Source organism: Mesorhizobium sp. M0293 (assembly GCF_040321735.1).
In the GTDB taxonomy this organism is placed as follows: domain Bacteria; phylum Pseudomonadota; class Alphaproteobacteria; order Rhizobiales; family Rhizobiaceae; genus Mesorhizobium.
Genome location: NZ_JAMYSA010000009.1, coordinates 1 through 12,996 on the forward strand (window position 1 = coordinate 1; position 12,996 = coordinate 12,996).

Here is a 12,996-nt window from a genome sequence, read left to right on the forward strand (position 1 = left end):
TTGGCGCTGCGACGAACCTATCATAAGGGGGAAAACTGTTACCTATGTATCCGGTTCAAAGTGTTACCCATCTATCGGCTGGACAACGGTAGCGACCACGGGCGGGCTTTAAATGGGAGCGGCTACATTCCTGAGAAATCGACCGCTATGGCCATAATGCATGACCAGTGGAACGGTTCCAGACGATTTTTAACCATTGGGCATGCGGTCAAATCGGGACAAATGCCTTTTTCGCACAAGGTTCTCGAACTCTTTCGAAAACGCAAGGTCAGGCGCGTGAAACGACGGTTGCCCGTGCGCATCTTGAGGATTATTCGCTCAGTATGACGTGCTGACGTGCGCTATATCGGGCGCCTTTGATACGGCACTTCTTGACGCCGAGGGCAATCGGCAGGCCTGTAGCGCCCCTTGGCGCGATCCGGCGAGGCGCCGTAAATCTTGACCAGCGTGCCAACGGCTCCATCTTATTCGTACCGGTGCTCGCTCTTCAGCGCGAGGTGTAACGGATATGTCGAGAGTTCTCGTCGCTTTTGCGCTCGCAGGCGTCTGCCTGACATCGACACCGGTGTATGCCGACAATGTCGATCTCGGGCTAGAAACTTTTCACCAAACCTGTCTTGCCCATGGCCCCGACTTCGAGCGAACCGTCGCTGTGGCGAAGACGCGTGGATGGACACCGCTATCCGGTGACGCAGCGCTTGCTCCAGTCGATGACGTGGAGGCCTTTCAGGGGTGGGCCGTGACTGGCAACGATCTACCTGCCGGGACCATAATCGCGGTGACCAAAGCTACCTTGAACGGCAAGGCCATGCAGACCTGTTCCATCAGACTGTTCGACGTCGACCGCGCGACATTCGAGCAGCGCTTCTTCGCCCGTACGGACGCCGAAAAAATCAGCGAGGACCGGAATGGAGATCAGGTCTCCAAACTTTACATATTGATTGCAGGCAATCGAAAACAGCTCGTCCATTTAACATCGCCGGTCGACACGGAGCGAGCGAATTCGATCATTGCAAGCTCGATAGCCGACGACTAATCAGGCGCCGACGCCTTTTTCCGCCATCCTCTGGAACAGCTCGTCTGCCTGTGCCGGTGAAAGGTTCATGTCGGTGGCGACCCACCAGGCGAGGACCGCAAGAAATGCGCCGGCGATGAACTGAATGGCGAATTCGGCAGGCATGCCGCGATCGCCGATCCGTTTCTCGACGAGTTCTTCCCGGACGGCTCGCCGGATACGCTCACGCAATTCGTCGTGGATCGTATCGCCGCTGCTTGCAAGCAATGCGTGGTGAAGCGGTCGGAATACATGGGCGTGCTCGAACATGGGCAGGCTGAACTCAAACAGGCGGCTACCTGTTTCTTGACTTGCCGCCTCGCGCCTGCGGCCGATCGACCGCAGATGCGCCTCGATGGTCGCGCTGCGCAGAGCATCCTTGTCGGCATAGTGGGTATAGAAGGTAGACCTGCCGACATTGGCCCGCTGGCAAATGTCATCGACGGTGATGGCGGCATATCCCTGCTCCGGGATCAGGGCGATGAGCGCGTCCTGCAGCAGGCCGCGCGTCCGCGCAACGCGTCGATCGATCGTGTTTCGCTCGCCCGCACGTTCGATTTTCATGGCCATGGCCCCCTGCAGTGCCCGGTTTCGGACATTCGGCGGTCCGATGTCCGACAACAGCATTTCCAGACATTGTGTCCATTATGATACGCCAAGTCCAGGAGCTCAAATCGGGTTTGGGCACGCCGCAATGAAGCTGAAGGTCGCCAGACATGCACTCATCTGATCATCCCGCCGGTAACGGACCGCATTCGCGCAAGAGGATGATAGCGTTGGCCCTGCTTGCCAAGCTGTCGCTGGTCGCCGGCTTCCTCGTCCTCGCCAAATTGGGCATGGGCTACATTCAGGCCGGCGCCTGGACGGCGGCATTCCACGGCCTCGTCCTTGCGGTGATCGCGGGACTGGCGCTGTGGGGCAGCCTGCGTCACAGGGGGCTCGTTGGCAACGGTGCGCAGATCGCGAGCGACCGGGGCATTGGCATCGTCCTGCACCGGGCGGTGGCCTATGACTTGCTTGCGCGCGTTCTGACCTTCGGGCACGAGGGCCGGTTTCGCGAGTTCATGCTTCGCCCGGCAAAACTCCAGCCCGGCGAAGCGATGCTCGATGTCGCCTGCGGGACGGGAACCCTTGCCATTGCCGCGAAGCGGCTGGTCGGTTCGGACGGACGCGTCACCGGCGTCGATGCGTCGGCCGAAATGATCGAGAGGGCGCGCGCCAAGGCTGAGCGGTCCGGTCTCGATCTGACTTTCGTCAATGGGACGGCGCAGGAGCTTCCCTTCAGGGACGCGCAGTTCGACATCGTCGTCGGCACGCTGATGCTGCATCACTTGTCGAAGCCCGTTCGATCGGCCTTCATCCGCGAGGCGGCACGCGTCTTGAAGCCAGCAGGCCGGCTGTTGATCATCGATTTTGGCAGGCCGGTGCGCAAGTCCAGATTGCCCAGGCTCCACAAGCATGGTCATGTCGACATGCATTCGGTCGCCTCGCTGTTGACCCAGAGCGGATTCCAGGTCGGCGATATCGGCGCCGTCGGAACCAAGAACCTGAATTACATTTGTGCGACGACGAACAAGGACCAATCAGGCTTGGCGTCGTGATCATGCTCAGACGCTAGTTGCATGACGACCTGTTCTGGTATGTCCCATTTCGGCCTGCTTGCAATGGCAGGTGTGCTACCTGATCTGGAATCGACGAGCGAAATGTGAGCGAAAAATGCAGCTGACAGGCATAGTATCAGGCGCGGCGCTGTTGCTCGCTTCCGCCGCGGCGGCGAACGCCCATCCGCATGTGTTTGCCGAAGCGAAGCTGGACCTGACCGTCGGTCCAGACAGAACGGTCAAGTCGCTTCGGCATTCCTGGCGTTTCGACGACCTCTTTTCCAGCACTGTGCTGATGGAATTCGACAAGAATTCCGACCTTGTCCTTGATGCCAAGGAACTCGATGAAGTCGCTCTCACCGTCCATGCGTCGCTGGCCGAGTACAACTATTTTCAGATGGTGACCTTGAACGGCAAGGACGTGACGATGGCGCCACCGCCGAAGTTCAGCGTCAGCTATGAAAACGATCGACTCGTCGTCCAGTTCGAAACGCAGCCGAAGGACCCGTTGGCCCTTGCTGGAAAAGTCAGCATCGGCGTGTATGACCCGACCTTCTACACGGCGATCGATTTTACCGACGACGACAAGATTGCTGTGGCTGGCCTGCCTGAAGGCTGCTCACGCGCGGTCGTGCGTCCAGATCCGGACACGGCCATCGCGCAGAACCAGAAGAGCCTGACAGACGCGTTCTTTAGTGACCCGACGGGGACCGATCTCGGCAAGATTTTCGCGACGCGCCTCGAACTGACCTGCGGCTGAAGCGGAGCCGGTTCGATGGCCATGTTCCAGATGCTGGTCGAGTTCCAGCGCACGATCTACCTGGCGCTTGCCGAGCAGATCAAACTGCTTTCGGCCGGCGGCGATTGGCTGGCCTTCACGGCCTTTCTGCCCATGGGCATTCTGTTCGGTGCGGCGCACGCGCTGACGCCGGGCCATAGCAAAGCCGTGCTGGCGACTTATCTGGCCGGATCGGATGCCAGTGTCCGGCGTGGGCTTCTGGTATCGCTGACACTTTCCTTCACGCATGTGACGATCGCGGTACTGATCGCGGCGCTCTCTTTGCCGTTGGTATCGATTGCCCTGGGCAGTGTCGGCCGTGCGCCGCTACTGGAAGACATCAGCCGCGGGTTGCTTGGCCTGATTGGCATCTGGATGCTCTGGCGCGCATTGAGCCACGGCCATCACCACAAGCATGAGGGCGAGGCGGTTGGGGTGATGGCTGGCTTGATCCCCTGTCCGCTGACGCTTTTCGTGATGACCTTTGCGATATCCAGGGGCGTTCCGGTGGCCGGCATTCTTTTCGCAATCACCATGATGGCCGGCGTGGCGCTGACGCTGTCTTGCGTGGCGGTGCTGTCGATCTTATTTCGGGAACGTCTGGTGCATTTCTTTGACAGCCGGCCACGCCTGTTTGACGCCATTTCGCGGACCATCGAAGGCGCCGCTGGAATTGTTCTAGCTGGCGTAGCGGTTTGGCAAATCACTTCTCCCTAACGCTGTCCAAAGCCAGAGTCCCCCGCGTCTGGACAGCAGCTCCGCGTGATAATTCTGGGCCCAATGCGGTTGCGCAATAGCGCCAAATACGCTTCACAGATCCCCCAGTCAGATCAAGCAGAGGATATCATGCCGGCGGACGATGGTAGTCTACGCGACATTCTTGGGATTCTATTGGTTCTTGTACTCGTTGGCGCAAATGGCTTCTTTGTCGCCGCCGAATTTGCGTTGGTGGCGGTCAGGCGGAGCCGAGTCGACGAACTTGCTACCGCTGGACGCTTGAACGCCGGGCTGCTTCAAAGAGCCTTGGCGAATCTCGATGCCAATCTTGCCGCCACCCAGCTGGGTATCACCATTTCGTCGCTGGCGCTTGGCTGGGTTGGCGAACCTGCACTCGCCCATCTGATCGAGCCGCTGCTGGTTGGAGCGATGGGGTCTCTTGCCACCGCTGGATCCCATACAATCGCCGTCGCAATTGCTTTTATTATCATCACTGCTCTCCACATCGTTCTGGGCGAGTTGGCGCCGAAAAGCCTGGCGCTTCAGCGTAGCGAGGGCACAGCACTATGGGTGGTGCGTCCGCTAGGCCTGTTTCTGTTCCTGCTCAGGCCGGCGATCCTCACTCTGAACGGCCTTGGCAACCTGGTGTTGCGGCTCTGCGGGCTGCGGCCAGGCACGGGCGAGGAGTCCCTGCATTCGCCTGAAGAGCTGAAGCTGCTTGTCGCGGCGAGCCAGGAGGCAGGGCTGCTCCACCAGACCCAGCAGGAGCTCGTCGAGCGCGTCTTCAACATTGGCGATCGGCGCATCGCCGACATCATGACGCCGCGGCGCGATATCGACTGGATCGACACTGAGGACAGTCCAGACGAGATTCTGCGTACCATCCGTGAATGTCGCCATGAGCAGCTTCTGGTCGGCCGTGGCGGGATCGATGAACCAATCGGCATGATCCTGAAGAAGGATCTCCTCGACCAAGTGCTCGACGGGAAAACGCTCGATCCAATGGCGGTCATCCGCGACCCCGTGATCGTTCACGAAGGAACGCCGATATTCCGCGTTCTCGATCGGTTCAAGAGGGCACCGGTACGCCTGGCGATCGTCATCGACGAATATGGCGCTCTGGAGGGGATCGTCACCCAGACCGATCTGCTCGAAGCCATCGCAGGCGACCTTCCGGATATGGACGGTGAGGACCCCGACGTCGTCAAGCGTGAAGACGGCTCCCTGCTGATCGACGGTATGATGCTGGCGCACGATGCTTTCGCTCTCCTCGGCTTTCGATCAGGGGCGGCAGAGGGTGATTTTCATACGATCGCCGGGTTCGCCCTGTCCCGGCTTGGGCATCTTCCGGAAGCTGGCGAGCACTTCGACTACGAGGGCTGGCGCTTCGAGATTCTCGATATGGACGGAAGGCGGATAGACAAGCTGCTCGCTCGCCGTGAGCTGCCTTCATTCCACGGGAAGGCGTCCGGATAGTGGTCTTCGACGCCCATGAGAGAGGCGTATATGCGAGCAAAATTGAGACAGAGTAGTTGTGAACTAGTCAAAGCAGACGCGTTCAACTGCTTTAATTCAGAATCTGGCTGAGAAACAGCTTGCTGCGTTCATGAAGCGGGCTTGTGAAGAACTCGACCGGAGTGTTCGTCTCGACAATCTCGCCCTGGTCCATGAACACAACGCGGTCCGCAACCTGGCGGGCGAATCCCATCTCGTGGGTGACGCACAGCATTGTCATGCCATCATCGGCCAACGACGCCATTGTATCTAGCACCTCCTTGACCATTTCGGGATCAAGTGCCGAGGTCGGTTCGTCGAACAGCATAATTTTCGGGTTCATGCAGAGTGAGCGAGCAATGGCTACGCGCTGCTGCTGGCCGCCAGAGAGCTGACCCGGATATTTGTGCGCCTGATCCAGAATCCCTATAGTGGATGGCTGTCTCTTCAGCCTAGCGCAGGAAGTCGCTGAGCAGCATTGAGCGGCACGTATCGGATCTTATCCTTGTCCCCAAGAATGGCGACCGCGAATGTACGACAAATGTCGGAATCGAAGCCGCGATAATACCCCTTTTCGTCGGGGCGAGAGAGGCCGGGCACTCCCTGGCTCGCGCCGCAACTGACGTAGCCGCGTGCCTTTATCTTTTCGACGACGCTTTGCGCGGCCGCATCTCCCGCGCTTGAAGCCAGGCCGACCAGCCCGATCGCTAAGGCGGCAAGCCATTTATGCCCTTCGCATTTCATATCCATTCCCCTTTCGTTGAAGTTGTTGTCATTCTGCAGCCTTGGCGTCGCCAACTGTGGTTCGTCGCGTTTCCGCAAAGTGCTCGAAGGCCTGTGACAGATCGGCGAGAAGGTCGCCGACGGCCTCCAGGCCGATGGAGAGCCGCCAAACTGGGCCAGGCTTCAGCCAGTCGAGGCCACTGCGGCCATTTCGAGGATCACTGACGGAGATCAGCGAGTGCACCCCGCCCCAGCTTGCACCTAGCCTGAACAGTCGCATGCGACGCAGAGCCCCGGATTGGTGGGGCGCTAGTTCCGGCTGCAACACAAACGAGAAGACACCTGCCGATCCGGCGAAGTCACGCTTCCAGGTCAAGTGGCCGGGATGGTCGGGCTCACTCGGATGCAGGATCTGCGCAACCTCGGGGCGCTCCGACAGCCACGATATGATGTTCTGCGCGGTGCTGTCGGCTTGGCGCATTCGCACCGGCATGGTCATCAGGCCGCGCTTGCACAATGCGCAATCCTCCGGCGAAACGCCGTAACCGAGAAAACGCGAGGTATCCTTTAACCGTCGGAACAAGGTCTCGTCGTTCACCGCCACCGAGCCCATCAGCAGGTCGCCGTGGCCGCCGGCATGTTTGGAAAGCGCCTGCATCGAGATGTCGACACCATGCTTGAGTGGTTTGAACAGCAAGTGTGAGGCCCAGGTGTTGTCGACCGCGACAAGCGCGCCAGCCTCGTGGGCCGCAGCCGTGATTGCCGGCACGTCCTGTATCTCGAAGGTCGCGGAACCCGGCGATTCCGCCCAGACCAGCTGCGTCCTGCCATCTATCAACGCCGAAATGCTTCCATCGAGCTTGGGGTCGTAGGTCACCGCATCGATGCCAAGGGGAGCGAGAAGGCGGGCGGCCATTTCGCGTGCCGGCCCATAGAACGTCTCCGGGATCAGAACCCGATCGCCACCATGGCAGACGGTCATGGTCGTCAGCGTTATGGCCGCCATTCCGGAAGGGACGACGAGCGCCCGAGATCCACCTTCCAGCGCAGCGATATGGTCTTCCAACTGGCGGCTGGTCGGAGTCCCGTAAAGTCCGTAACTGAAGCCATCGTACAGTCGCTCGACGCGGCGCTCGAAGGAGTCCAAATCGTCGAAGACGACCGTGGAGGCGCGTTCAACTGGCATCGCCAACGACCTGAATGGCTCCTCCGAGCGCCTGGGAGGATGGATATGTGAAGTGTCGTCGTGTCGGGTCATGGGCGGACTTTAACTGGCTCGCCCATTGCCATCTATGACTGTGGCGATAAAGGTAATCCACTTTTGATATGGAATGCCAATGAACCCGCGCGACATCGATGTGTTCAACGCAATCATGATCACGGGTGGCGCCGGCGCAGCGGCGACGCTGCTGGATACTTCGCAGCCCGCGATAAGTCGCTCTCTGACGAAGCTGGAATCGGAGCTCGGATTCAATCTGTTCGACCGTATCCGCGGCAGGCTGGTGCCGACGCGGGAAGGAGAACTTTTCTACACCGAGGTAAAGGCCAATCTGGTGGGGTTGGATCGGCTCAGGCTGCGCGCGGCCCAGATCAAGGAAGTTGGGACGGGGACGATACGCGTTGCCAGCCTCTCGGCACTCGGCCACGGTCTGGTGCCACGTGCCATCGTGGCTTTCTCGAGCAAACATCCACAGGTTCGCATCAGCTATCAGGTGCGCATGTCCAACGTCGTGCGCGACCTGGTGGCATCTGGTAGTTTCGACATCGGTCTCGCTGCCGACGAGATCGATACGACAGGCGTGCTGTATAGCATCTTCACCACCCCGCGAGCTGTCTGCGTGATGCCGAAGAACCACCGGTTGGCTCGCAAGCCCGTTGTCACGCCTGCGGACCTTGATGATGAGGCGTTCCTGGCACTGTCGCCGGAAGACACGGTGCGGCTCGCCATGGACAAGATCTTTGCCGAACACCGCGTACGGCCACGCATCTTGATTGAAACACCTTACGGTCTGACCATCGCCATCCTTGCCGCTAAAGGCATGGGTATCGGTCTGGTCAATCCTTCCGTCATTGCCGACCGCATGATCGACAGCATCGTCGCCAAGCCATTCGAGCCAGCCGTGCATTTCCGAGCACTGATTTTGCGCCCGCCAGACGGCATCAACTCGACGCTGGCAACCGATTTCATCGCCGAGCTCTATGCAGCGCGCAATGTGCTATCGAGCGAGGACTAGGCGAACGAACTATTCAACTCGCTGCCTGCTTCCGCCCGACCTGGCTCAAACAGATATGAGGCAGATTGATTGAAGGGAGGGGTTCTCCGAAGCTCGGGTTGCTGACACTAGTACCGGCATTGAATATTGGCGGAATAGCATTCGTCGATCTGCCGTCGCTGATCCCCTTACGCGTGTCTGGACTAGCGCGGAACGGCTTGTGTCGGTCTCCGAGGGATAGGCAAACTTTGCCCGCGCCATGGGAGCGGGAGTTTGAAAAAATTGTGATCGCGCCAGCAGGTTTATGGGCGACAGCTTCGCACCGATGGCGGCAACCGAGATATTTGGAACTACGGCCTTACCCGGAAGCCGGCAAAGCGTAGCATCTTTTGTGCGCCCCGGCATTGCACACAGCAGGTGTGTGGTGTCGGTGGACGTTATGCTTGTACCTGCAAGATATTACTCTAGCCGCTTTCGGGTGCGCGCGATCAGAAGCCGATGCGCCCGCGAACTTTCTGATGAGGTCTTTATGAATGTTCCAGTTTGTTGGATATGTGTAAATGTATCACAAGCAAGATAATCTCACAATAAGAAAGATACTTTCTAAGTACATACATTTTAGCGGCGTAAACGCGATTCGCAGAGTATTAAAACATGAATGTCGCCAGTCGTTAAATACGGTAGATTGGACGTAAGAGTTATCTTAGGCTATACTCTTTTTGATGCCTGCAGATGTGTTCTGTGTTGGCAGTGATCTGTTTATTGGAAAGGAATTAGCATGAAAAACTCAAACTTTACGGGCGTCAGCACTATTCCATCTGCCTTTCTGCCCGAGGCTATCGCAGAGACGTCCGTGCAGGAACAGGAACCTGCACGCGGGAAGGGCAAGACTCCCGGGAGCAAAATTAAGAGGGTCGCCAAGGCATCCAGACCGCCGGCAACGTATGAAGAGCTCGGCATCCCCGCCGAGAAAATCCCCGTGCTCTTGGAATGCGAGAATATGTTCCGCGGGTCCGAACGCGTCGATGCCGAGCAGGTCTTCGTTAAAGGTGAGGCAGTAGCCAAGGCCAGACAGGCCTGTCCATCCCAGGAGTCGTTCGCGACGTGGTTGAAAGGTTGGTGCGGGCAGTCACGACGTACCGGTGATAACTTCATTGCGGTTCACGAACGGCTCGGCCAGTACCGGACGCTGTTCGTCGAACACAATGTGCAGCGTGTCGCGCTTTATGCGCTGTGCGCGGCGTCGCCTGAGAAGATCGAGGCGGTGGCGAACCGGTTGCGAGCAGGAGAGCGCCCGTCGGCTGCCGAGATCGGGGCCTTCGCCAGGGATGGCGCCATCAAGGCAGCTCCGCTTGCGCCAGCGAACATCGCCGGTCCCGAAGGCGTCAAGGCGTTGATCCGCGAGAAGACCGCCGCCGGGTTGCCTGCTCTCATCGGTCGCCTCTGCCGCATGCTTGAGGTTGTTCAGGAAGCCGTCCTCTGTCACGCCGGGGGTAAACCCCTGGTCAAGAAGAAGCTCGCCGAGCAGTTGGTCCAACCAGCCCGCCGAGCCCGCGCCGAACTGGAAAGTTTGGCGGCATTCGTCGAGCCCAATCCCAATGGCCCGGACTGGCTTGTGCATACGGCAAGATTCCCGGCCGATACCGGCTGGAGCCTGGTCTGGCACGTACTCTATGGCCGGCGCCGACGACTGGCCGAAGGACGACAGGTTCAGGCCATGGTTCTTGGAGAAGGTTCTGCCAAGTCTGGAATGGGCGGTCGGTCCGAAGCTTGCCTCGGCAACGGCCAAGGCCGTCAAGGCAAAGTTGGAAACTGAGGCAGCCACGCTGTCGGAGCGAAAGGTGGTGAAGCCGTCGAAAACACCACGGAAATTGAAGGGTCTCGCACAGGAGGGGAGGGACGCAGCTGAAGCCTTGTCCCCGATGTCCAAGCCGGCGCCGAAGTCGCCGGCTGCGAGCCGGAAGGTCGTCGAGGGTCCCATGGCACTGCTGAACGGCGAGCCCGCCGGCACGCCGGAAGAGGCGATCGCCCCGAAGCGCGCGGCGAAAGCCGCTGCCAAAGGCACGCCGGCGGAGGCTTACGGCGAAAGGAAGCCGATCGGACCGGAAGAGCGCGTCCGCCGGATAAAGGCGACGCTGCTGGACGTCGCGGTGCCAGGGTTTGCCGCAAGGCCGCCACGGGAAGGCTTCGTCAAGCCTCCCTTCCTCAAGGACATTCGCGAAGATAATGGCGGATCGCCGAAGATGGGCTGACGCCGGTTTCCGAACCTATCGAACCTCGAAGGCCCTCGCCACAAGCGGGGGCCTTAATTTTGGAAACTGTTTCGGGAACCTCTGACAGTCGCTGGGCGCAAGCAGCGACCGCATCGGCCGGGAAAGATGATAATGGCCCAGCGACGCTCGCGCGACCGATTGCGCGGAAGGAAGGTAAGGTAAGGCAAGAGTGGGCACGCCGGCGACCTCGCGAAGCGAGCAAGACCATCCGCACAACCTGCTTGATGACTATCGCAGTAGGCCGGCCCGCCGGCTCAAATCGAATGCCAGAGCCTTCCAGAAGCCCTTTGGGCGGAAGCTATGGATCAATAGGACAGCCTTGTCTCGCGGTGTCTTCGATTGCCTGGGAGTTCGAAGCAAGGGGTCGCCGCGAGAAACGAAAATGTCTCTCGGTGGTTTGTGGCTTGCAAGGATCACCCTCACCCTCGTGGGAGGAGGCCGATCCCCGCGCCTGCCGCCGCAATACCCTGGACAACGGAGCATCAAATGAAACTCGCACTGACCCCACCGCCCTTCCTCGCCAGGTTCGCAAGCCTCCCCGCGCGCTACCGGATCGCGCAGGACCGGCTACTCGAGCTCGACCGGACTGGCCGGCTGCGTGCCATCACCGGGCTAGAGTTCGTCCAGCGGTTGATCGACGCCCGTGCGGAACTCGACAATCCGCAGAACGGTAGAAACGCGCGAACAATACAGCTGGCGCTGCAGCAATTCGAACGTGAGGTCGGAGCCTTCGAAGAGAAGCTTGTGGAACTCGACGCGAGGCTCCAACTGAACTGACGATTGCCCAATCACATTCCGAAGAGCGTCGGCAGTCATGATCTACTCGTGGCGATGAGACGCGCATCGCCGCCCAACAGAACGAGATCCTCCTGGAATTCGGAGCCCGGAATTAACCTTGCGATCGTTTGGAGGCGATCCGCGCGATTGTGGGGATTGAGATCCGTTCCGGATCCGTTCACATAAGGATCGTTCCGGCCATGTCCGGGACAAGTCGGCCCTCGACGGTGCGCTAACACCGACGAAGGCCTGACCCGCAACCTGGATAAGAGGTCTTGGGCTATGAACAGCACTATCGTTTTTGTCTCCTTCGGGAAAGAATCTTCTCGCTTTCGGGTGGCGGTGAGCCGCGCCGATTGCCGCCGGCATTGCGCGTCACACCAATTGCCGCCGCGGCTTGCGTCCCAATAGCGGCGCGCTGAGCGCAGCCTTCCCACCCGAGACGATCGATATCTAACCGGCGAATGCCGTGCGCGGATCGATCGGGCAAACATTGCCCATTGCCGCCATGCTTTCCGGCGCCGATCGTCCCCGTCGTCATTAAGGAGAATTCCATGAGCCACAATCCTGTGCTCTCGACTTCATCGTCGGCCTCAGCATTTGTCTATTCTGCCGTCATTGCCGATCTCGAACCCGATTTCGCGCGCATGGTCGACAGGGCAATGGCCGCGGTGCTTTCCGGCGACACCAAGCCGGACATTGTCTTCGGCAACTGTGCAGGCCTCGTCTCGATGGCGCGCTCGGTCTCGTTCCATGAGGGCAATTTGCTTGAATGGGGCGTCATTCGCATCGCCGCCTGCAACCCCGACCTCCTGGTGATGCCGCAGGACAAGCCGATGCCCGTCGTGCCGGCCGCGCTGGAGTTTCTGGAACGCAACGAATGGTCGAAGCTCGAGGGCATCCGGTTGCGGTCCGAAGTGCATTCGAAAAAAACCTACACACCAGACATCGTCCTGGTGAACCGGAAGCGGCATTCGGCGCTGATCGTCGACATGAAGCGGTCGTTGGCATCCTATGCCGAGCATCGCCTCGAGGCGCTTCGACAGCGCATGATGGCCGTTGCGCTCGTCGCCGCCGATTGGCTGTACGTCGAGCGAAAAGCTCCCTTTGTCTCTGAAGTCGGCATTGCCATCATCGACGGCTCGGATGAAACCAGTGATCACTCCAAGGGGGTCTTCGGCCTCTCCGAGATCGGCGACCTGCTTGAGATTGCCGGCGCCGGCGCGGCGATGATGCATCTGCGGGCGATGTTCGCGGCGCGGTTCGCGAGGAACTCGAACGCCAATGCCGGGCGGTCATCGTAGAGACCGAACCAACGTCTTGTCTCCGCGGCGAAAGAACCGCAGCGGTGCTTCCGCTCTTTGAC

General features: G+C 59.7%; 15 protein-coding genes and 1 pseudogene. 11 read left to right on the top strand and 5 right to left on the bottom strand.

The genetic code is table 11. The features are described from left to right. The coding region (locus NKJ06_RS05700) for a hypothetical protein (RefSeq protein WP_352631867.1) at positions 1-327 on the top strand (327 nt) is incomplete at its 5' end. A gap of 181 nt (positions 328-508) precedes the next feature. Further along, positions 509-1,036: a hypothetical protein gene (locus NKJ06_RS05705; RefSeq protein WP_352631869.1), complete on the top strand. Its 528-nt coding sequence runs from the start codon at positions 509-511 to the stop codon at positions 1,034-1,036. On the opposite strand, the gene NKJ06_RS05710 is transcribed toward NKJ06_RS05705, so the two are convergent. Further along, positions 1,037-1,618, bottom strand: a complete 582-nt coding sequence (locus tag NKJ06_RS05710) for a TetR/AcrR family transcriptional regulator (RefSeq protein WP_352631871.1) — start codon at positions 1,616-1,618, stop codon at positions 1,037-1,039. Between the two features lie 212 nt (positions 1,619-1,830). Between NKJ06_RS05710 and NKJ06_RS05715 the strand changes: the two genes are divergently transcribed. From NKJ06_RS05715 to NKJ06_RS05730, 4 genes are all read left to right on the top strand, one after another. Next, complete coding sequence (locus NKJ06_RS05715) at positions 1,831-2,655, top strand: class I SAM-dependent methyltransferase (RefSeq protein WP_352631873.1); 825 nt, start codon at positions 1,831-1,833, stop codon at positions 2,653-2,655. Between the two features lie 115 nt (positions 2,656-2,770). Next, positions 2,771-3,415, top strand: coding sequence for a DUF1007 family protein (locus NKJ06_RS05720; protein WP_352631875.1), 645 nt, complete (start codon positions 2,771-2,773; stop codon positions 3,413-3,415). A 21-nt stretch (positions 3,416-3,436) separates the two neighbouring features. Beyond that, positions 3,437-4,150: a HoxN/HupN/NixA family nickel/cobalt transporter gene (locus NKJ06_RS05725; RefSeq protein WP_352632063.1), complete on the top strand. Its 714-nt coding sequence runs from the start codon at positions 3,437-3,439 to the stop codon at positions 4,148-4,150. Positions 4,151-4,279: 129 nt separating this feature from the next. After that, a complete protein-coding gene (locus NKJ06_RS05730) occupies positions 4,280-5,626 on the top strand; it encodes a hemolysin family protein (RefSeq protein WP_352809338.1) in 1,347 nt (448 codons plus the stop codon). A gap of 91 nt (positions 5,627-5,717) precedes the next feature. On the opposite strand, the pseudogene NKJ06_RS05735 reads toward NKJ06_RS05730, so the two are convergent. From NKJ06_RS05735 to NKJ06_RS05745, 3 genes and pseudogenes are all read right to left on the bottom strand, one after another. Further along, positions 5,718-6,074: pseudogene (locus NKJ06_RS05735) on the bottom strand (amino acid ABC transporter ATP-binding protein); the annotation flags it as partial. 17 nt (positions 6,075-6,091) lie between these two features. Next, entirely contained in the window at positions 6,092-6,442 is a 351-nt protein-coding gene (locus NKJ06_RS05740; RefSeq protein WP_352631877.1) for a type 2 periplasmic-binding domain-containing protein, read from the bottom strand. Further along, complete coding sequence (locus NKJ06_RS05745) at positions 6,417-7,625, bottom strand: trans-sulfuration enzyme family protein (RefSeq protein WP_352631879.1); 1,209 nt, start codon at positions 7,623-7,625, stop codon at positions 6,417-6,419. The genes NKJ06_RS05740 and NKJ06_RS05745 overlap by 26 nt, the downstream gene beginning before the upstream one ends. Before the next feature lie 79 nt (positions 7,626-7,704). Here NKJ06_RS05745 and NKJ06_RS05750 point away from each other — a divergent pair, with 79 nt between their 5' ends. The 4 genes from NKJ06_RS05750 to NKJ06_RS05765 all read left to right on the top strand — a co-directional run bounded on the left by NKJ06_RS05750 (position 7,705) and on the right by NKJ06_RS05765 (position 11,630). Continuing rightward, a complete protein-coding gene (locus NKJ06_RS05750) occupies positions 7,705-8,601 on the top strand; it encodes a LysR family transcriptional regulator (RefSeq protein WP_352631880.1) in 897 nt (298 codons plus the stop codon). A gap of 757 nt (positions 8,602-9,358) precedes the next feature. Beyond that, positions 9,359-10,396, top strand: coding sequence for a hypothetical protein (locus NKJ06_RS05755; RefSeq protein ID WP_352631882.1), 1,038 nt, complete (start codon positions 9,359-9,361; stop codon positions 10,394-10,396). A gap of 163 nt (positions 10,397-10,559) precedes the next feature. After that, entirely contained in the window at positions 10,560-10,832 is a 273-nt protein-coding gene (locus tag NKJ06_RS05760; RefSeq protein WP_352631884.1) for a hypothetical protein, read from the top strand. Between the two features lie 507 nt (positions 10,833-11,339). Then, on the top strand, positions 11,340-11,630 hold the full coding sequence (locus NKJ06_RS05765) for a hypothetical protein (protein WP_352631886.1): 291 nt from the start codon (positions 11,340-11,342) through the stop codon (positions 11,628-11,630). Between the two features lie 292 nt (positions 11,631-11,922). Here NKJ06_RS05765 and NKJ06_RS05770 read toward each other — a convergent pair whose 3' ends face one another. Then, on the bottom strand, positions 11,923-12,186 hold the full coding sequence (locus NKJ06_RS05770; protein WP_352631888.1) for a hypothetical protein: 264 nt from the start codon (positions 12,184-12,186) through the stop codon (positions 11,923-11,925). Between NKJ06_RS05770 and NKJ06_RS05775 the strand changes: the two genes are divergently transcribed. Beyond that, a complete protein-coding gene (locus NKJ06_RS05775) occupies positions 12,185-12,934 on the top strand; it encodes a hypothetical protein (RefSeq protein ID WP_352809342.1) in 750 nt (249 codons plus the stop codon). The two genes, NKJ06_RS05770 and NKJ06_RS05775, sit on opposite strands and share 2 nt — an antisense overlap. Positions 12,935-12,996 lie beyond the last annotated feature (62 nt).

What these genes read in the sequence shown, in the direction of transcription:
- NKJ06_RS05725 (WP_352632063.1), top strand. Translation starts at nt 3,437, where the DNA reads ATGTTCCAGATGCTGGTCGAGTTCCAGCGCACGATCTACCTGGCGCTT.
- NKJ06_RS05765 (WP_352631886.1), top strand. Translation starts at nt 11,340, where the DNA reads ATGAAACTCGCACTGACCCCACCGCCCTTCCTCGCCAGGTTCGCAAGC.
- NKJ06_RS05770 (WP_352631888.1), bottom strand. Translation starts at nt 12,186, where the DNA reads ATGGAATTCTCCTTAATGACGACGGGGACGATCGGCGCCGGAAAGCAT.
- NKJ06_RS05750 (WP_352631880.1), top strand. Translation starts at nt 7,705, where the DNA reads ATGAACCCGCGCGACATCGATGTGTTCAACGCAATCATGATCACGGGT.
- NKJ06_RS05720 (WP_352631875.1), top strand. Translation starts at nt 2,771, where the DNA reads ATGCAGCTGACAGGCATAGTATCAGGCGCGGCGCTGTTGCTCGCTTCC.
- NKJ06_RS05710 (WP_352631871.1), bottom strand. Translation starts at nt 1,618, where the DNA reads ATGAAAATCGAACGTGCGGGCGAGCGAAACACGATCGATCGACGCGTT.
- NKJ06_RS05730 (WP_352809338.1), top strand. Translation starts at nt 4,280, where the DNA reads ATGCCGGCGGACGATGGTAGTCTACGCGACATTCTTGGGATTCTATTG.
- NKJ06_RS05705 (WP_352631869.1), top strand. Translation starts at nt 509, where the DNA reads ATGTCGAGAGTTCTCGTCGCTTTTGCGCTCGCAGGCGTCTGCCTGACA.
- NKJ06_RS05755 (WP_352631882.1), top strand. Translation starts at nt 9,359, where the DNA reads ATGAAAAACTCAAACTTTACGGGCGTCAGCACTATTCCATCTGCCTTT.
- NKJ06_RS05760 (WP_352631884.1), top strand. Translation starts at nt 10,560, where the DNA reads ATGGCACTGCTGAACGGCGAGCCCGCCGGCACGCCGGAAGAGGCGATC.
- NKJ06_RS05775 (WP_352809342.1), top strand. Translation starts at nt 12,185, where the DNA reads ATGAGCCACAATCCTGTGCTCTCGACTTCATCGTCGGCCTCAGCATTT.
- NKJ06_RS05745 (WP_352631879.1), bottom strand. Translation starts at nt 7,625, where the DNA reads ATGACCCGACACGACGACACTTCACATATCCATCCTCCCAGGCGCTCG.